The 18,114-nt window shown below is 54.2% G+C and carries 13 protein-coding genes and 1 tRNA gene; 9 read left to right on the top strand and 5 right to left on the bottom strand.

What is annotated here, in order from left to right:
* Nucleotides 1-199 precede the first annotated feature (199 nt).
* Both LKO31_RS07240 and LKO31_RS07235 read right to left on the bottom strand, forming a co-directional pair.
* Nucleotides 200-1,174 (bottom strand): FecR family protein, encoded by a 975-nt coding sequence (locus LKO31_RS07240; RefSeq protein ID WP_227689629.1) that lies wholly within the window; start codon nt 1,172-1,174, stop codon nt 200-202.
* Nucleotides 1,171-1,947, bottom strand: a complete 777-nt coding sequence (locus LKO31_RS07235) for an RNA polymerase sigma factor (RefSeq protein WP_227689628.1) — start codon at nt 1,945-1,947, stop codon at nt 1,171-1,173. The genes LKO31_RS07240 and LKO31_RS07235 overlap by 4 nt, the downstream gene beginning before the upstream one ends.
* Between LKO31_RS07235 and LKO31_RS07230 the strand changes: the two genes are divergently transcribed.
* Nucleotides 1,933-5,409, top strand: a complete 3,477-nt coding sequence (locus tag LKO31_RS07230) for a TonB-dependent receptor domain-containing protein (protein WP_227689627.1) — start codon at nt 1,933-1,935, stop codon at nt 5,407-5,409. The two genes, LKO31_RS07235 and LKO31_RS07230, sit on opposite strands and share 15 nt — an antisense overlap.
* Before the next feature lie 303 nt (nt 5,410-5,712).
* On the opposite strand, the gene LKO31_RS07225 is transcribed toward LKO31_RS07230, so the two are convergent.
* On the bottom strand, nt 5,713-6,573 hold the full coding sequence (locus tag LKO31_RS07225) for a universal stress protein (protein ID WP_227689626.1): 861 nt from the start codon (nt 6,571-6,573) through the stop codon (nt 5,713-5,715).
* 258 nt (nt 6,574-6,831) lie between these two features.
* Between LKO31_RS07225 and LKO31_RS07220 the strand changes: the two genes are divergently transcribed.
* The 5 genes from LKO31_RS07220 (at nt 6,832) to LKO31_RS07200 (ending at nt 10,267) form a co-directional block, all read left to right on the top strand.
* Nucleotides 6,832-7,035, top strand: a complete 204-nt coding sequence (locus tag LKO31_RS07220) for a hypothetical protein (RefSeq protein WP_227689625.1) — start codon at nt 6,832-6,834, stop codon at nt 7,033-7,035.
* Between the two features lie 42 nt (nt 7,036-7,077).
* A complete protein-coding gene (locus LKO31_RS07215; protein ID WP_227689624.1) occupies nt 7,078-7,284 on the top strand; it encodes a cold-shock protein in 207 nt (68 codons plus the stop codon).
* 338 nt (nt 7,285-7,622) lie between these two features.
* Nucleotides 7,623-7,826 (top strand): hypothetical protein, encoded by a 204-nt coding sequence (locus LKO31_RS07210; protein ID WP_227689623.1) that lies wholly within the window; start codon nt 7,623-7,625, stop codon nt 7,824-7,826.
* 1,124 nt (nt 7,827-8,950) lie between these two features.
* Entirely contained in the window at nt 8,951-9,802 is an 852-nt protein-coding gene (locus tag LKO31_RS07205; RefSeq protein WP_227689622.1) for a class I mannose-6-phosphate isomerase, read from the top strand.
* A 21-nt stretch (nt 9,803-9,823) separates the two neighbouring features.
* Nucleotides 9,824-10,267 (top strand): VOC family protein, encoded by a 444-nt coding sequence (locus tag LKO31_RS07200; RefSeq protein WP_227689621.1) that lies wholly within the window; start codon nt 9,824-9,826, stop codon nt 10,265-10,267.
* A gap of 121 nt (nt 10,268-10,388) precedes the next feature.
* Here the strand turns inward: LKO31_RS07200 and LKO31_RS07195 are convergent, their stop codons facing one another.
* Nucleotides 10,389-10,820, bottom strand: coding sequence for an Lrp/AsnC family transcriptional regulator (locus LKO31_RS07195; RefSeq protein ID WP_227689620.1), 432 nt, complete (start codon nt 10,818-10,820; stop codon nt 10,389-10,391).
* A gap of 14 nt (nt 10,821-10,834) precedes the next feature.
* On the bottom strand, nt 10,835-12,778 hold the full coding sequence (locus LKO31_RS07190; protein WP_227689619.1) for an isoaspartyl peptidase/L-asparaginase: 1,944 nt from the start codon (nt 12,776-12,778) through the stop codon (nt 10,835-10,837).
* A gap of 179 nt (nt 12,779-12,957) precedes the next feature.
* Here LKO31_RS07190 and LKO31_RS07185 point away from each other — a divergent pair, with 179 nt between their 5' ends.
* The 3 genes from LKO31_RS07185 to LKO31_RS07175 all read left to right on the top strand — a co-directional run bounded on the left by LKO31_RS07185 (nt 12,958) and on the right by LKO31_RS07175 (nt 17,897).
* Nucleotides 12,958-15,708 (top strand): TonB-dependent receptor plug domain-containing protein, encoded by a 2,751-nt coding sequence (locus tag LKO31_RS07185; RefSeq protein WP_227689618.1) that lies wholly within the window; start codon nt 12,958-12,960, stop codon nt 15,706-15,708.
* Between the two features lie 418 nt (nt 15,709-16,126).
* Nucleotides 16,127-17,677, top strand: coding sequence for a hypothetical protein (locus tag LKO31_RS07180; protein WP_227689617.1), 1,551 nt, complete (start codon nt 16,127-16,129; stop codon nt 17,675-17,677).
* 144 nt (nt 17,678-17,821) lie between these two features.
* Nucleotides 17,822-17,897: transfer RNA gene (locus LKO31_RS07175), tRNA-Thr, on the top strand.
* Nucleotides 17,898-18,114: the final 217 nt, after the last annotated feature.

Raw genomic sequence — 18,114 nt, 5'->3', positions numbered from 1 at the left:
GTGATGCGATGGTTATGCGGCATGTCTAAGCGCTAAGATCGATGCCGTTCGGTAGCGGAAAAGGTCAGGATGGACGGCGGTCGGCCGCGCGTCGGGGCTGTCGGTTCCTATGTTGAGGATGGGCGGCGCGATCTTATGATGGATGGTCGAAATCACTAATGTGCAACGTCGCTTTCGCAGTGGTTGCTGTCTTTCTGCGCTATTCATCGGCTATACCCTTCGGCGCCGCGCCACCACTGCAACAGCCCAAGATAATGTCACTATTCCCCGCCAGTTCGATGTCGATGTCGAGCCCGTCGCGCAGTGCCATTGCGAATTGCACCGGATCATTGACGTTGAAAATGCCGTGTAGTCGTTCATTGGCGATGCTCGCATCCGCCAGTAGAATTTTTCGGTCATTATAGCGGTTGAATTCTGCAATAGCGAAGCTCAGGCTGCGGCCAGCCAGATCGATTTTGCCTTCTCGCCACAGCAGGTCAAGGGCTGCATTGGTTTTGACCGCTTTGGGGCTGGCGGGCCGATTTTGGTTGATGGCCAGAAATTCGCCCGCGTACAAGCGCTGCGGAGCGGCCGCAGAGCCTTCAACCCAGATTTCAACGACCCCTTCATTCACCAAAACCTGTGTGTCGGTGTTGATGCGGCGCACAGAAAAGGCCGTGCCGATCGCGCGAACCCGCACGTCGCCGCTGATGACCGTGAATGGGCGATTGCGATCATGCGCGACCTTAAACCAAGCTTCGCCTTTCCGCAGAGCAATCTCGCGTCGTTCGTCGGTAATTTTAAGCTGCACTTCACTTTGTGTATTGATGATGGCCATGGAACCATCAGCAAGCGGAAGGCGGCGAATTTCGCCCGTGTTGGTGGCTACATTTTGGCTGTTTGGCCACAGCGACATCGCCACCGTGCCGCTGATCAACAGGCATAAAGCGGCGGCACTAGCGATGGCGGCACGGCGCCACGGCTGGGCTTGGCGGGCCAGCTTGGGATCGGCTTCTGCGGTCTGGCTTATGGCGATGGCGGCGGCCTGTGCTTGCAAAAAAGCACCGCGACGCCGGCTGTCGCCAGCCAACCACGCGGCCAGTTCGGCGTTGTCGGTGTTTTCGGGATTGATCTGGCATTGCGCAGCCCATCGGGCGGCTTCTGCTTCAATGGCTTGGGCTGTCTCGCGCATCATTTCGTTCCTGCGCGGGCTTGGCGCTTGGCTTCATAATTTTGAGCGAATTGGCTGCCTTGGTCGCGAAGAGCGGACACCAGAAAGCGAATAGCTTTCACGCTATCATTTTCCACAATATTTTCTGAGATGTTCAGACGGGCCGCAATCTCCTTTTGTGATAAACCCTCGATCTTGCGCATTTCGAAAATCTGCCTGCATCTGTGGGGCATTGTGGCGATCAGCGCGCGGAGCCGCGCAAATTCTTGTCGGTCGGCGATCATATTTTCGGCGCTGGGTGCATCGTCGATTAACAATAATTGCTCGAAATCGACGCCGGATTCAATGCGTATAATCCGGTTGCGATGGCGCTGGTTTCGAAACAAATTGCGCGTGATTTGAAAGAAAAAGGCCGGCGGCCTGTCAATTTGCGTGGTGGGGAAAGCATCCATTATTTTGCAATAAGCCTCTTGAATCAAATCATCAGCATCGGCGGGGTTTGCTCCCGCTCGTGCTAACCAAAGGCGGACAAGGGGTTCGAAGGGCAGAATTTCCTGCGCAACCCATGTCGCCACCTCATGATATTTCCGAACATCTTGCAATGTCGGCCCCCAATTAAAATTGCTGTTTTCAATAAAGACAATCGACGAACATCTTTCCTTATTAAATTTTATGAATTGTTTTTGGAAAGAGTTAAATAAGGAAATGGTGAATTGGATTGTCTTGAGTGGTGAAAGCTGAAAATTCGGAAAATTACCGAATATCAAGGGTAGGGGGCCACTATGTCGAGTTACCATCTGCGCGATGCGCGCACTATATTATTGTCGAGCGTAGCGGTGATATCATCGATGGCCGCCATGCCCGCTATGGCGCAGCAGGCTCGGTCCTTTAATGTTCCGTCCATGGCCGTGAAGGATGCTGCATCGCAATTGGCGCGGACGGCGCATGTGCAAGTTTTGGTAACAGATCGTGCCGCAAAGGGGCGAAAATCCAACCGGTTGGTTGGGGAATATACCGTCGAGCAAGCCTTGCGGGAAATGCTGCGTGATACGGGGTTAACCTTCAGTAAAAGCGGGCCGGAAACCTTTGTGATCAAGGTTCAGGCTGCTGGCGCCGTGACATCCGCTGCGCCTGTCGCATTCGCGGCCGTTCAAGCGGTGGCAACGGAGCCAGAGGCGCGCGCGCCAGTGTATGATGAAATCATCGTCACGGCCCAGCGAAAAGAAGAAAAGATGATCGACGTGCCCATTGCGATGACGGCGCTGTCGGCACGGGCGATGGATGATTTGAAGATTGAGGGTGGATCAGAATTGCTGCGCGCTGTGCCGAATGTCAGTTTCAGCAAAACCAATTTTTCTATGTATAATTTCACCATTCGCGGCATTGGTACACAGTCCATTTCGGCGTCCAGCGACCCCGCCGTGGCGATCAGCTTTAACTCCACGCCGTTGGTCCGTAACCGTTTGTTTGAAGCGGAATTTTTTGACCTCAACCGCGTGGAGATACTGCGCGGGCCGCAAGGCACACTTTATGGCCGCAACGCAACGGCGGGTGTGGTGAATATATTGCCCGCGATGCCGGAGCCGGAATTCAAGGGTTCCGTCAAAGGAGAGACGGGCAGTTATAAAACCCGACGATTGAGCGGGATGCTGAACATTCCCCTTGGCGACACTTTGGGTTTCCGCGTCGCGGGAACGATGACCAAGCGCGATGGGTTTGATTATAACAGCTTTTTTGGAACGCGCATCAATGGCCGTGACCTGTGGTCGACCCGCGCCACGCTGGCATGGGAACCGAGCGAGAGATTTAAGGCCAATGTGATTTGGCAGCATTTTGAAGAGGATGACAATCGGGCGCGGTCCACCAAGCAATTGTGCACCACCGATCCGGGCGCATCGCAAGTTGGAAGCGTAACAATCACAGATAAGGCTCTTCGGGCGCGTATTGGTCAAGGATGCCTACCGGGATCCCTCTATGATGATGCCGCCTTTGGAAAGCCGAATGGAAATGCGCTTGTTTATCTATACTATCCGAGTAATTCGATATCACTTGGCGGATATGTTCCAAGGCCGAGTATAGCTGGCGGAACGATGAAATTTCCCATCATCACCAATGCAATGAGCGATGGTATGCAGTCTAAAAATTTGCGAGAAATTGAATCTAACTGGGACCCGATCTTCCGCGCTCAAAATGATGTCGTTCAGTTCAACTGGGAATTTAAGCCATCTGAATCATTACAATTTATTTCCCAGACGGCCTATTCGAGTGATCGCTTCTATTCCTCGCAGGATTATAACCGATTTCTAACCAAAGCAGGGATATTTACGGATACCACTCATGACCCATTTTACATAAGCGGGACTAGGCTGGTTGATACAGAACAATATCCGGGGCCAACTCCGGGTGGAATTTATTGTGATCCACAGCTTGGCTGCTCGGACCGTATGGTTTCAGCAGACTTAAGTCATTCGAGGAATCGGCAATGGTCTCAGGAATTCCGTTTGCAGTCCAGTTTTGACGGTGCGTTGAATTTTCTAGCTGGCGCGAATTATCTCGACTTTAAATCGCAAGATAATTATTATGTGTTTAATAATATGTTTACCTATATTACGCAATGGGGGTATGCGAGGCTTCCGACTATCGGAACGGCACCATTTTTCGGGTCTCTTCCTGTTTATGGGCACGCATTGCATCCGTGCAGCAGTACGCTGGGATATGAGGGGCATGAATGTCCCTATGTTGATCCAAACCCGATAGATAATGTGAACAATCAGGGGCACAATTATTTTTTAAGTCAAAATGGGGTTCGTATTAAATCACGGGCTTTGTTCGGTGAGATTTATTGGAATATTAACGACGAGCTGAAGTTAACTATTGGTGGTCGCTATACAAAGGATAAGAAGCGCGCCGATCAAGTTCCCAGTCAATTGTTGTTGGGCGGAGGACGTAAGAATCCCGATGTCGACAAAAATGGTGGACCCGATTCACCAGAAGGGGCTCAATATATCGGTGATAAAACGGGTGGACGCGTTAACAGCGGTTATCCCGCTCAGGATGATATTATCCTGTCTTGGGGTGAGTTTACCGGAAGAGTGGTGTTGGATTGGAAGCCGGACGTCACTTTTACCGATGATAGCTTGATTTATACATCGATATCCCGTGGGTATAAAGGTGGCGGCGTTAACCCGCCGAGAATTGATTTTAATCCTGCCGTGGTGCAGTTTCAATTCTTACCGCAAACTTTTCGTCCAGAATATGTCCATGCGTTTGAAGTGGGTATGAAGCATAGCTTCAACGGCGGACGGTTCACATTGAACACCACCGGCTTCTTCTATGATTATAAAGATTTTCAGGTTTCTCAGATCGTTGATCGCATTGCCTATAACGAAAATTTTGATGCGACGGCTTGGGGGCTAGAGCTAGAGGCCGCGTGGCGTCCCTCGCGCGCGTTTCGGATGGACGGCAATTTGGGTTATCTCAAAACACGGCTGGGCAAGGGCGCGCAGTCCATTGACGTGATGAACCGCACGCAGGGGAACCCCGATTGGGTGGTGCTGCGGCCTTGGTTGCAGGTTCCGTCCAATTGCATCGCGCCGAAGGCCTTGGTTGAGCAGATATTGATCAAGGGAGGGGATGCGCTGGTGCTCAGCACCCTATGCCCCGGAGGCGATCGTTACGGCAGTTGGAATCCGAGTAGGGAGACGAAGGTTCCGTCGCTTAATTACTGGAAGCCATTCCCGCAGAGCCTTTATGGGATGTTCACTTATGATCCATTGGCTCCCTATGATCCGACAAAGGTCGGGGCATTGGTGCCTTACGACCCAGCCAATCCTGATGCTTGGATTGGCGGAACCAGCGGCGCTCCCAACGGTGGGCGCGGATTTTATGCGCCGCTTGAGGGCAATGAAATGCCCAATGCGCCGCGCCTGACCGTGAATATTGGCGCGCAATATAGCTTCTTGCTGGACAAGGGGGATTGGGAACTGACATTTCGCGGCGACTATTATCGCAAATCCAAAAGCTTTGGCCGCGTCTATAATAGCGAATTTGACAGGCTTCGGGCGTGGGACAATGTCAACGTCGCCGTCACGCTGGCGCGTCCGCAGTCGGATGTGGCATTTCAGCTTTATGTGAAAAACCTGTTCAACAAGGTTCCGATCACCGGTTATCATGTGAACAGCGACGATAATGGCCTGACGACCAATGTCTTCACGCCAGACCCGCGCATCATCGGGTTTAGCGGGGCGTTGAAATTCTAAGGAGCCGCGAGAGATAAATCCTCTGGTGAAGGATATCAAAAAGTCTGGCAGGCCGAACCACAATGGAACGGGTTGCCAGACTTTTTTGGACATGCGGTGAAACGCATTCCATATTGCTGATCGACTGAGCTATAGCTGCCCCGATATTTTCCCCGAACGCCCCATCGGCCTGACAGGGCGTAAGGCTGGATGTGAAACCGGCACATGGGTCGCCGCCGAATGCACGCGCCGCATGGATAGCCCCACCGACTTGACGAGCGGTTTAGTGTCGGACGGGGCGGGTGTGATGTCCCGCCCTTCCCATCAGTGGGCCAAGAGTAGGGGGGCGGGGGACTCTTCCAGCAAGGTGCGTGTCACGCCGCCAAACAGCGTCTCACGCAGCATGGATCGGCCAAAAACACCCATCACGATCAGTCCGGGTTTGATCTCCTGCGCTGCCTTCGTCAGCAGATCGGCGGCCTTGTCATCGCTGGCGTCAATTTGGCGTAATTCGGCGTGAATATCATGCCGAGACAGATATTTCAGGGCGTCCTCCGCTGCGATCCCCTGATCATCGGATCCTATTTGAACCATAACAACTTTTTGAGAATGGCGGATTAATGGCACCGCAGAGCGTAGAGCTTTTGCGGCCTGAGGGCTTCCATTCCAGGCAATCATGATCGGTGCGTCGAGGTCAATCAGTTTGCTCTCACTTGGCAAGGCCAGAACCGGTACGGGCACCGTCATCGTCAGATCCGCCGCAAGGGTCCATTCGGCGCGTCCGCGTTGGTCGCGGCCGCCCAGCGATACGATAACCAAGTCGGACAGCGACGCATATTGGGACAGGCTGCTAAGGGCCATTCCTTCGGCGATGCTAATATCCCATGGAACTTCGTTTAAGCTTAGCTGGGCGCTCAATGACTTTTCAAGCTCTGCGTCGCGCATTTGCGCCATCGCCAATTGTTCGCGCGCCAGATAAATTCCGCCAAACGGGTCGCTGGCGATAAAATGTTGATATGGCGAACTGATTAAGAAGTGTAAATGCGATCCACAGCGACGCCCTATTTCAAGGGCAGTCTCCGTTCGACCTGTCATGGCGGAAGTCTGGTCGGCGTGAATGAGAATATTACGCATGGGGTTCCTCCTATGTGGCAAACAGATTAACTGAAAAATCCACGGCTTCATTGACTTTGATCAATGTTTCAACTGGGCGGCCTTGGAAATGACAATAGCATATAATGGATGGGTCACGACAAATTTTGGTTGAGCTTCTGTTGGCTGTTGGTCCCGGGCAATGGTGCCATGCATCAGACGGCCCGTGGCCACCCCGATATCGTTCCGCAAGGGCCAATTATGGTGGAAGGGCGCGGCAACATCTGGTGCACCGATGAATTGTGCGATGGGTCATTTTTAGCTGCGCGGAAAGCAGGGCTAAGATGTTAAATGCGCAAGAATATTGTTTTAGATGGTAGTTATGCTGAGAGGGTTGGCAATCCATCTGGCATTTTTTGCTGGCTGGTTGGCGCTGTGCTTGACTTATTTTATAATAACGTTCATCTTGTTGATGCTAACGTCGCCTTCGACGGACTTGAATGCTTTCGGGCTGATCTTCCTTTTCTCGTATTGCGCTACCAGCTCTACCGGTGATTTTGCCGGTGGATACTCGTGTTTTCTTGAAAGGAAATGCTTATGCCAATTGGCACCGTAAAATTTTTCAATGCCGACAAGGGCTATGGCTTTATTGCACCAGAAGACGGCGGAACCGATAGCTTCGTTCATATCAGTGCTGTCGAACGTGCAGGCTTTGCGACGCTCCAAAAGGAACAGCGCGTCAGTTATGACGTTGAAACGGATCAGCGCGGAAAATCGTCCGCCGTTAATCTGGCTCAGGCCTGATCCCGATCTGTGGTCAGCAAGGCGATAAACTGTTCTTGGTGGCTTAGTCGGTAAGATGTTTCCAGATGGACGCTTGGCTGTTCATCTGGAAATGACGGGAACACCGCTCCTAGGGCGTCGTCGCTTTGGGTGGTGAGCTATGATGCCCCGCTGGCGTTCCAACCAAGGCCGAGCCTTATGGGTTGGATGCCTCACCTCGGAGGCCCTGCAGAAAGCTGGAATAAAGCAGCCGTCGTTGCGAAAACGTACTTATTACGCGTTTTTGGCCGCGATCATTGGCGAGAGCTGGACTGAATTGAGGTCCGTTGCCCGCAGCATTTACTAAAAAGGAATATTCCATGGCGTTCACGAGCGAATTTTATTTCGAGCGAGCCGTGGAAAGTGCGCGTGACGCTAAGGCGGCCTCGCTGCCCAATGTACGGGATCGCTGTTTGCGGGCGGAAAAGGCTTGGCGCACGATGGGGGAGCGGCTGCGGGATAGCGAGAAGAATCGCGCCAATCGTGAAGATCGTACGCCGTCGGGCCCCGAGTTGTCTGCCTGAGATATTCGGCCACGGGGCCTTGGGTTTCGCGGGCAGGGGTGCCCCCGTGATACCATATGAGCGCAATGATATGTCATGATGTTGGCGCAGAAAAAGAGCGACAGAAATTAACTCTGCCGCTCCTTTGGTATCGGAAAATGTCGGTCTGATTATGCTGCTTCAGGCGCTTCAGGGGCCGGAGCATCGGTCGGGGCAGGGGCGGGTTCTTCCGCAGGTGGTGCTGCAGGTTCTTCATTTGTAGGCTGTTCGGTGGGAGCCGGAGCTTCCGGTTGGGTTTCTTGTGCAAAAGAAACAGGTGCAATAAGGAATGCAGCAGTTGTCGCGGCCAGAAGTGCAGTTTTACGCATAAATATCCAATCTTTTATTTAGATAATATAGTATATATTATATTGTTGAATTTGAAAAAATGAGTCTTGCTTAGATTTTCAAATTTTTCTCAACATGCATCTTCAACATTGCACGCATTTTCAGAATGATAACTGATTTGAGATGTTCTGACTTTTATTGGCGATGAATTGAAAACTATATTATAGGATTGGAACCGACAAAAACTGTCCATTTCCCACTCTATTACGGCCGTGCAGCGCTGGCGAAAAATTTGTGGGTCAAAGCTATTTCTAAACCCGAAATATGATGATGTTTTTAGCGGATTAGCGTGGGTTTCTGAAATTTTTGATGGATTGGTGTCATCAGTCTTTTACTGTGGTCGATCATTCGCTGTCTTGCCAAAGATTAAGATTGATAGCGGACGGTGCCATTGCCGATTAGGCCGATCCGGCCAGCCTACTCCGTCGCATGGTGATCATCATATTTTGGGTGAATCATCGGGCCAGACGGCAGTGCGTGTTAGGCGCGGGAGCGGAGCAAGCGGACGCCGTTGTCTAATTGTAGGCAAGCGGTCTTGACCTGCGCTTTGAACCGAAGTCCGCCAAACTTGATCGCATATATGGTTTCAGGCGCTGTTTGATGTCCGTTCACAATGGCCGTCACGCGATGGGGGATAGCGAAGACTTTACTTTTCTTTCGCTATGCAACTTTGTATTCGGGACTGCTGCGGACGATATCAGATGGTGACGAGCTGATCTGGTGATGACCTAAGCAGATGGAAATGAGGCGCAGCGTATATGGCTGAAAAGCTGGACATGGTGCTAGTGGACAAACCGTGGGGCGTTAGGGCGCTGCCCGCGCCATTTTCAGCATCATTGAACCGCGACTTGGCGCAGCCGATTGGGGAAATTTGGTTTCCCGCGCCTGCGCACCGCGACATGGATTTGCTGGTTAAATATTTGTTCACCCGCGAAAATCTGTCCATTCAAGTACACCCCAATGACGAACAGGCGCAGGCGCGCGGCTTTGTGGGGGGCAAGGATGAGTGCTGGTATATTTTGGATGCAGAGCCTGATGCCGTGGTTGGTATTGGCACGGTACAGGAATTGGACGCGGACGCCTTGCATCGGGCGGCGTTGGACGGCGATCTTGCGCGACATATGACATGGTATCCCGTTCAAAAAGGGATGCTTTTTCATATTCCGGCAGGAACAATTCATTGCATCGGGGCCGGGGTGTCGTTGATCGAGTTGCAGCAAAATGTCGATGTGACCTATCGATTATATGATTTTGGCCGGACGCGGGATTTGCATTTGGCGGATGGCGTGGCCGTGTCCCGCGCGGAGCCGTTTGCGCATCATCATATTCAGCATGTGGCGCGCGGTGCGGACCGGATATTGTTGGCCAATGATCATTTTGCGCTGGCGCAAATGAGTAGCGGAACCACATGGCCGTGGAATAAGCCGGACCCCCGCTACGCGGACCTAACCCCAACAGATGGAACGCAAATTATCATCATTCCCGTGGAGGGGGCGATCTGGGTGGATGATATGGTCGTTGGCGCGGGGGAATGTGTGCTGGTTGGGACGGATTGTCAGCTAAGGCTGGAAAAAGATGCCCATATTTTGGTCGCTTGGTCCAAGGCTTAGGGGGCGGGTAAAATCAAGCGCATGACGGCGCGCAGCTTTCGCCGGAAAGTCATTGCTGATTGGAGACGCGCGATGCACGTGCCCGACGGTTTTGGTGTCGTGACGCCCTATATCTTCGCGGATGGAGCCGAGGCCTATGCGCGCTTTCTTGAAGCTGCGTTTGGCGCGCATGAGATCGGCCGTAGCACAGATGCACATGGGCGCATTGCCAACTGTCAGCTCTTATTCTCCACGACGACTATCATGATCAGCGAGGCGTCCGAACAATTTCCCGCGACCCGCGCTGCCTATTATCTCTATGTCGCGGATGCCGATGCGGCGATGGCCAAGGCCGAGCAAGCCGGCGCTCAGAAAATCATGGATGTCGCGGACATGCCCTATGGCGACAGGCAGGGCGGCGTTCGAGATCCAGCGGGCAATATCTGGTGGGTGTCGCAACGGACGACCGCCGAGCCATATTTCTGACGTTGGCGTAACCTTGTTTGAACCGGAGCGCTTTCCGGATGCACGGGCAAGATGAATCAGGGCAGTTAGACATGGCGCTGTTTTGGTTGTGCGGCTTCATCGCTGCACGCGCTGGATCTTGCTATCGTTCCAGCTTCGTCGCGAGAATGAGCGAGGTGACAGTGTGCTGCACACCGTCGATCATGCCGATTTCATCAAGCAATTCGTTCAGTTGGACGGTGTCGTCCGCCTCTATCATGATGATCATATCATATTCACCGCTGATCGCGTGAATGGCCTGAACTTGCGGGAAATGGGCCAAAGCTTGTTCCACGTCGCGGTGCAGGCGTGGCTGGCTTTTGATCATCAGATGGGCGCGGATGCGGCTGGCGATAAAGGCATCGCCCAGCCGCACTGTATAGCCCGCCACTACATTGGCTTCCTCAAGACGGGCCAAACGCGAATAAATCTGACCGCGTGATGTGCCCAATTCCTTGGCAAGCTGCGCGATGGTTTGGCGGGCATCATCGCGCAGCAGCGTTAGCAGACGTTCGTCCATTTCATCGAGCGTCATGCTGAAGTTTGGCATCATTCGGTCCGTGTCTCGTCGGCGTAAATGCCGGTGCGAGCGCCCGTGTCGGCGCTGATGCTGCCACGATACATGCCCAGATCGTTAATCGCAAAGGCGGGGCGGCCGTCGGGGCCCATCGCGATCAGGCCGCCGTCGCCGCCAATCGCGCCAACGGCCATGATGGTGGCTTGGGCAGCGTCCTTCAGGCTTTCGCCTTTCCATGCCACACGGTCGCAAATTTGGCGGGCGGCGCTTTCACGGATGAAATATTCACCCGACCCCGTGGCGGAGACCGCGCATTGACCATTTTTGGCATAGGTGCCCGCGCCGATAATCGGGCTGTCGCCCACGCGGCCCCAGCGTTTGCCCGTCATGCCGCCTGTCGATGTTGCGGCGGCCAAATTACCATCGCTGTCCAGCGCTACGGCGCCGACTGTGCCGAACAAATGGGTGCGATCCACCGCCGCGCTATTTTTACGTTTCCATGCCTGAAGTTGCTGCCAGCGTTCGTCGCTGTAAAACCATTTGGGTTCCACTTGGGGCAGGCCTTGTTCCACGGAAAATCGGTTAGCGCCTGCGCCGGACAGCATGACATGGCGGCTGTTGTCCATGACGGCGCGGGCCAGATCAATCGGGTTGCGGGTGCGCGTGACGCCAGCGACCGCGCCTGCTTTTTGGGTTGCCCCGTCCATGATCGCGGCGTCCAATTCATTCACGCCGTCAGCGGTAAAGACCGCGCCGCGCCCTGCGTTGAACAACAGATCATCCTCTAGGACCCGAACGGCCGCAGCGACGGCATCCAAGGATGTGCCGCCAGCGTCCAATATCTGGCCGCCCGCCGCCAAGGCCGCGTTCAGACCTGCCCGATAGGCGCTTTCTTTTTCAGGGGTTAAGTCGCCGCGTTCAATCACGCCTGCACCGCCATGAATGGCCAGCGACCAGCGTGGAACCTGTGTGATTTCACCCGCACGGGCGGCATAGTGGCGGACGAAAATGGGGGCGTCGACCTTGCCGGATGGCAGGTGAACGACGCTGCCCGAGCCAATGCCTGTGACAGTAACCCGCGGTGCGTCCAACGCGCCGGATGTGGCGGGCAGGCGCAGGCCCGCGCCATCGACGAGCCAAGCATAGCCATTGGGTGATGTCGCATGGATGCGGCCTGTTCCATCGGGTTCGACGGCCAAGGCGGCGCTTTCGTCAATACCCAAGCCAAGCATGGCGGGGGCATCGGCGGGGCGGTCCAACTGCGCTTTGGCGACAAAGGCAAATAAGCGGCCCAAGCGGTCGCGCTCGGCAAAATGGCTGTCGGTGATAACGCCTTGCAAATTGGGCAGGCGCAGGAAATTTCCCTCTATGGTGTTGGCGGGGCCAAAGGGGGCGGCAAGGGCTTCGCTGCTGGTGAGGCTGCCATCGTCCATCGCGCCATAAAGCTTTTCGCCTTGGATGGCGAGGCCCGCACTGGTACCCGCCAAAGGCTTGCCAGACGCCACATGGTCATTGATCAACGCCGCAATGGGGGTGTCACGCCAATAGCGAACATAGCGAGCCTGATCGCCGCCAGCGATGAAAATGCCGTCAGCTTTTTTCAGGCGGTCCAAGATTTTGCGGTTGGTGGATTGGTTGCGGCTGTGCATCACGAAAATCTCGACGGATTGCACGCCGCCAATGTCATGGAAAAATTCTTGGCCAATTTCCTGACCATAGGATGCGCTCAGCACGACAATATGTCCATTGCCAGCCTTTTGGAAAAACCATTTCAGCGCATCTTTATTGCGGTCGCCGCCGCCCATCATCAACAAACCGCCGGACACATGTTGCGGTGTCGGCGTGTTCAATTTGCCAAAGACATAATGTTCATGCGCTTTGTCTTTGGCGGAAACCGGCGTAGCGGCCAGCGCAACCAGTAGGAAAACCGACGAAATTCGCGCTTTGGAAAAATATCGCGCGGTCCAACCTGTCATGACGAAGCCCCTGAAAATATGCTCAATAACCATATGATGTTACATAATGATCACAGCATATGACAATATGCTTTCACAAATTTGCATAATGTTTGTAATTTAAGATGCCTTTGGAATATCTGGCGCCATGGGGCGATTGGGGCGGCTGAGTCGCGCCCGATCCAAAAAAGGGGTTCAACATGACATTCATTGGCAAGGCGTCGTTTCGCGGATTGTTGGGGCTGAGCGTCTGTATGCCAGCGTTGATGGTTCCGGCCTTCGCGCAAAGCAACGATGACAGCGGGGGCGCACAAGAAATTATCGTGACAGGGTCGCGCATTCCGACGATCCGCGATGAAGGCCCTTCGCCCGTCACCGCCATCACCTCTGACACAATCCGCGCCAATGGTTACACCAGCGTTCCCGAGTTGCTGGCTGCGATGACCCAGAACAGCGGCCAAACGCAAAGCCCGCAATCGGGTAGCAGCGCGGACTTTACGCCCGGCGCACAGCAAGTGGATTTGCGCGGCCTTGGTCCCAATCACACATTGGTGCTGGTCAATGGCCGCCGCATTGCCGATTTCCCGCTGCCTTATGTGGGGCGCAGTAATTTTACGGACATTAGCAACATTCCCGTCAGCTTGATTGAGCGCGTGGAAATTCTTAGCGGTGCAGGGTCTGCCATTTATGGTTCGGACGCCATTGCTGGTGTTGTGAACTTTAAAATGAAAGAAAAGCTGGACGGCGTGACGCTCGATTATCGCCATGGCCGCACCCAGCACGGTGGCGGTGATAGCCATCGTTTCACAGCCGCTGGCGGTTGGTCGTCGGGCGCGTTCAACATCATTGCGGGCGTGGAATATTTGGACCAGCGCCCGCTGTGGGGTTATCAGCGCAACATTCAGGATAGCACTGACGATCATCCGTTCCGGAAAGTCGCGCGCCGCAACTTTTATCGTGCGGACGAAGATGTCGATTATATTTCGCCGCCAACAGGGGCGTGCGATTCCCTATCCAATTTGGCCGGTGGATCCATCGGTCTTTATAACCGCCCCGGTTATGGCGAGTTCTGTGGTAGCAAGACCGATATCGCCAACGGAACGATCATCAGCAAGCGCAAGGGGTTTAACAGCTTTGGTTCACTGAGCTATGAATTCAGCGACCAGGCAAAATTCTTTACTGATTTCCAGTTGGGGATCAGCAAAGTAGCCCTGCATTATGACCACACATCGTGGTTCTACGAGCCATCGTCGAGCAGCGCGGATACGGGTTTTTATAACGCCTTCACCGATCAGTTTGAGGATTGGGGGCGTATCTTCACCCTTGAAGAAACGGGCGGCTTTGAAATGCGCCGCAGCAAGCAGACGACCTATAGCATCACACCAGGTCTGCGCGGCAAGCTGAATGGCGGCTGGGATTATGAGCTGAGCTTTAATTACAGTCGCTATCAATCGCGGGTAAGTTGGCCGCAGATTATCGGCAGCAAGGCCAATGCATTGTTTCTTGGTGATCGTTTGCCCGATGATCCGTCGATCACCGACTATCCAATCTTCAATGCTGATCCTGCACAAAAGCTCTATCGCCAATTAACCCGCGCGGAATATGAAAGCATTTCGGCGGATACGGTTTATCGCCCCTATAGCTGGACCAGCAATTTGCAGGCGACGGTCAGCAATGGCGAATTGTTCCAATTGCCTGCTGGCCCTGTTGGCTTCGCGGCGGTCGCGGAATATGGCAAGCAGGGATATGACCTGCGCCCCGACCCGCTGGCGCTGACCGACTATTATTACAGCTGGAAGGATGCAGACGGCGCGGGCACGCGCAGCCATGCGGCCATCGGCGGCGAAGTACGGGTGCCCGTGTTGCCATTTGCAACGGTGACGGGGGCTGCCCGTTTTGACAATTTCGGTTTTGCTGGCCGCGATGTGAGCAAATTCACCTATAATGCGGGCTTGGAAGTGCGTCCGGTCGATGCGCTGTTGTTCCGTGCGGCTTATGGCACGGCTTTCCGTGCGCCCGATTTGCATTATTTGTTCAGCGGTCCCGGCAATAGCGAAAGCTCCGTTATCGATTATTATCGCTGCGGCCTTTTGGACGCCGACGCTCCGATTAGCGACTGCGATATTGAAGAAGGAGCGGTGATCAGCCGGACTGGTAATCGCGACCTCAAGGCTGAAACGGGCCGCACATTAACGGCGGGCCTCGTGTTTTCTCCGTCGAGCCGCTTGTCCTTGTCGGTCGATTATTATCGTGTGTCACTGACCAATCAGGTCAATGATTTGCGCGCCGACACGCTGGCGCGAACAGAAGCGGATTGCAGCGAGTTAGAGCCTGGCAGGGCCCCCGTGCTCGACCCGAATAGCGGGATGTGCCGTGATGCTTTTGCGCGTATTCAGCGTTTCACCAGCGGTGCCAAGGTCGGCCAAATTTCCACGGTGATTGTGAACCCGATCAACGTCGCAAAAGAAAAGGTCAGCGGCATCGACGTGGCCTTCCGTGGCAGCGTGCCGACCAACTTTGGTGATTTCACCCTGTCGCTGGCGCACAGCCACACCTTTAGGCATCAATATACCCAATATGCGGGTGATGATGCGATCAACAAGCTGGCTGCCGACAGCAGCTATTATATCCCGCGTGATAAATCGAACGGCAGCATTAGCTGGGACAAGGATGGGCTGATGTTCACCCTGTCGGCCACCCGCACGGGCAAGCTGCCCAATTATGATGAGGATGCCTATGTGCCATCCTACACGCTGGTCAATGCTACGCTGCAATATGATTTCAGCGATCATCTGCGCGCGTCACTGACCGTGCGCAACTTGTTCGACAAGATGCCGGTGAAGGATGATACGTGGGGCGGCTATCCTTATTATAACACCAGTTGGTATGACAGCATTGGGCGCAGCGTGTTCCTGCAACTAACGCACAAACTGGGTGGTTCGCCGCTTTAAGATAGTATCGGCTGGTTCGCGCCAGTCGGCATTGCAAAGCTTTAAAAGGCCGGTCGCAGCAATTGCGATCGGCCTTTTTTAGACGCCATTTTGCAATGCAACCATTTTGGATGTATGTGAGGCCCCCTTCAGGGTGGCGTCATGTCGTGAAATATTTGAATATTGATAATTCAGTATCTTATAGGAATTATTTGCAAATATTTAGGCTGAATTTGCCCTGCATTAACATCCATTTTGGTTGTTAACTTGTTTGGGCTAGCTGCAATATGACCGAAAACGTCCGAGAAATTCCCTTTTCCTTTGAAAAATATCGTGGGGCCGGTGTGGAGTTTTGAAACGCCTGCGTCATCCCCAGTGAAAGATATGGTGATCGCCGCCTGAACCGCAAAACGGCCGAACCTTCCAAGGAATATCTGAGATGAAGAAAATGCTGTTCGCAGCATGTGGGATCGCATTGCTTGCTCTCCCAGCTACTGTGTCTGCTCGGTGGATCGAAGCGAAAAATGCGGCATTCACCGTCTATGGTGCGGGCAACGAGGCGCTGATTTCCGCTCTGTCAGACGACCTGTCCCGCTATGATGCCGCGCTCCGTCAGGAACTGGGGGCCAGCTACAGCAACGACAAGGCTCCGCTGACCATCTATTTGGTGGGCACCAGAAAAGAAGCAGGCCGTCTGGCCAGCGGCAGCAACTCCAGCAACATCGCCGGATGGTATAACCGCCATTCTGAAGGGGGTTTTGCGGTGTCCAATTTGGAAGGCTGGGCGGCCAACGCCAAATCCGTTTCGCGTTCGGTGTTGCTGCACGAATATACGCATCATCTGCTGAACCGCTATGCCACCATCGCTATGCCAGCTTGGTTGTCCGAAGGGACAGCGGAACTTTATTCCACCATGACGTTCGACGCCAACGGCCAAGCCATGATCGGTCAATTCCCGAAAATCCGCGCCATCAGCATGATGCAAAAGAACCAACTGCCCATCGAAACACTGCTGTTCGCCAGCCCCATGCAAATCGCGAACAATGTGCACCGCGAACAATTTTATAACCGCGCATGGCTGTTAACCCACATGCTGCACTTTGACGCGGCTTGGAAGCCTCGTCTGCTGCAATATTTGGCGGCCTTAAACGATGACATGGAAGCACGTCAGGCTGCTGCATATGCTTTTGGTGATTTTAAGGCGCTGAATGCGGCGCTGGATCAATATGCCAAGCGTCCCGTCCAAAGCCGCACGATTGTGGTGGCTGGAACGGCGCCGCCCACCACCACATTGCGTGTCATGACGCGTGTCGAAGCGCAATTGACGCATTTGCGCTTGGAACGCAAAGCGGCGGGACGCGATGCGGGCCGTCTGGCCGTGGTGCAAGGCGAATTGGCGACGCTGGCCCATGGGCATGGCGATGACGCGGATGTACAATATGAATTGGCGCAAGCAGGCAGCGACCTTATCAACGCGCGCAAAAGTCGCGGGGAGGGCATCGATGTGCTTCGCGCACAAATGCAGGACGCATTGGATAAAAGCTTGGCCCTGCGCGCAGATCATGCCGATGCCAATTTGTTGCAAGGGCAATTGCTGATGGACCAACTACGCCATCAAGGGTCCACCGACGCTTATGCGTGGCAGCGGGTGCGGGCCGCCATTCAAAAATCTATCGCCGCCAATGGCAATAACCCCATGGCACTGAAGGCCTATTACGACAGCTATATCGGCGAACGCCGCCCTGCCAGCCAAAATGCCGTATCGGCCATCGCCAAGGCTTTTGACATGGTTCCGGAACTGTCGGCGGTGCGTGTGGCCTACGCATGGTCCTTGGCCCGCTCTGGCGACTTAGCCGGCGCGGAGCGCGCTGTGCAGATCATGGCATTTGACCCGCAAGACAGCGGCAGCGGCCGGATGTTGGCCGTGCAATTCGCCGGTATGCGTAAGTTGCGAGCAAGCGCTGAGGCCAACCCCGCAATGGGTAGCTAAGGTCAGGGCGGTCCATTTTGCTATGGTATCGCGGATAGGGTCAGGCCGGAATAGGCCGTAATTTCAGAGAGGTGAGGGAGGGGTGAAAAAAAACTGCATGACCGCTTGTCAGAATCCCCATGCGCTGTTAGAGGCCCCATCAACGCCGCTTTAGCTCAGATGGTAGAGCACATCATTCGTAATGATGGGGTCACAGGTTCGAGTCCTGTAAGCGGCACCACCTTCCTTAAGGTGCATAACTCCCAACATCGCTAACGTATCAGGCTAGAGTGCCTTCCCAGTGGGTCTGGCGTGGGTTATTTGTGGAATGGCCATTTGCTAGGTGTTTGGTCCCAGCATTTGATGGTGCATTATCCATTCAGTTATGGAAGGAAGCCATATGGGACAAGTTCGTCATGGGAGCGCCACGACCACGCACGCTGTCCGAGCAGCAATAC

Origin of the sequence: Sphingopyxis yananensis (assembly GCF_020687785.1) — a bacterium.
Classification (GTDB): Bacteria; Pseudomonadota; Alphaproteobacteria; order Sphingomonadales; family Sphingomonadaceae; genus Sphingopyxis; species Sphingopyxis yananensis.
The sequence above is the reverse complement of the archived record's forward strand: the minus strand, read 5'-3'. Positions and strand labels throughout refer to the sequence as shown.

Coding starts and splice junctions, on each gene's coding strand:
- LKO31_RS07240 (WP_227689629.1), bottom strand. CDS start 1,174: ATGATGCGCGAGACAGCCCAAGCCATTGAAGCAGAAGCCGCCCGATGG.
- LKO31_RS07230 (WP_227689627.1), top strand. CDS start 1,933: ATGTCGAGTTACCATCTGCGCGATGCGCGCACTATATTATTGTCGAGC.
- LKO31_RS07235 (WP_227689628.1), bottom strand. CDS start 1,947: ATGGTAACTCGACATAGTGGCCCCCTACCCTTGATATTCGGTAATTTT.
- LKO31_RS07225 (WP_227689626.1), bottom strand. CDS start 6,573: ATGAAGCCGTGGATTTTTCAGTTAATCTGTTTGCCACATAGGAGGAAC.
- LKO31_RS07220 (WP_227689625.1), top strand. CDS start 6,832: ATGCGCAAGAATATTGTTTTAGATGGTAGTTATGCTGAGAGGGTTGGC.
- LKO31_RS07215 (WP_227689624.1), top strand. CDS start 7,078: ATGCCAATTGGCACCGTAAAATTTTTCAATGCCGACAAGGGCTATGGC.
- LKO31_RS07210 (WP_227689623.1), top strand. CDS start 7,623: ATGGCGTTCACGAGCGAATTTTATTTCGAGCGAGCCGTGGAAAGTGCG.
- LKO31_RS07205 (WP_227689622.1), top strand. CDS start 8,951: ATGGCTGAAAAGCTGGACATGGTGCTAGTGGACAAACCGTGGGGCGTT.
- LKO31_RS07200 (WP_227689621.1), top strand. CDS start 9,824: ATGACGGCGCGCAGCTTTCGCCGGAAAGTCATTGCTGATTGGAGACGC.
- LKO31_RS07195 (WP_227689620.1), bottom strand. CDS start 10,820: ATGACGCTCGATGAAATGGACGAACGTCTGCTAACGCTGCTGCGCGAT.
- LKO31_RS07190 (WP_227689619.1), bottom strand. CDS start 12,778: ATGACAGGTTGGACCGCGCGATATTTTTCCAAAGCGCGAATTTCGTCG.
- LKO31_RS07185 (WP_227689618.1), top strand. CDS start 12,958: ATGACATTCATTGGCAAGGCGTCGTTTCGCGGATTGTTGGGGCTGAGC.
- LKO31_RS07180 (WP_227689617.1), top strand. CDS start 16,127: ATGAAGAAAATGCTGTTCGCAGCATGTGGGATCGCATTGCTTGCTCTC.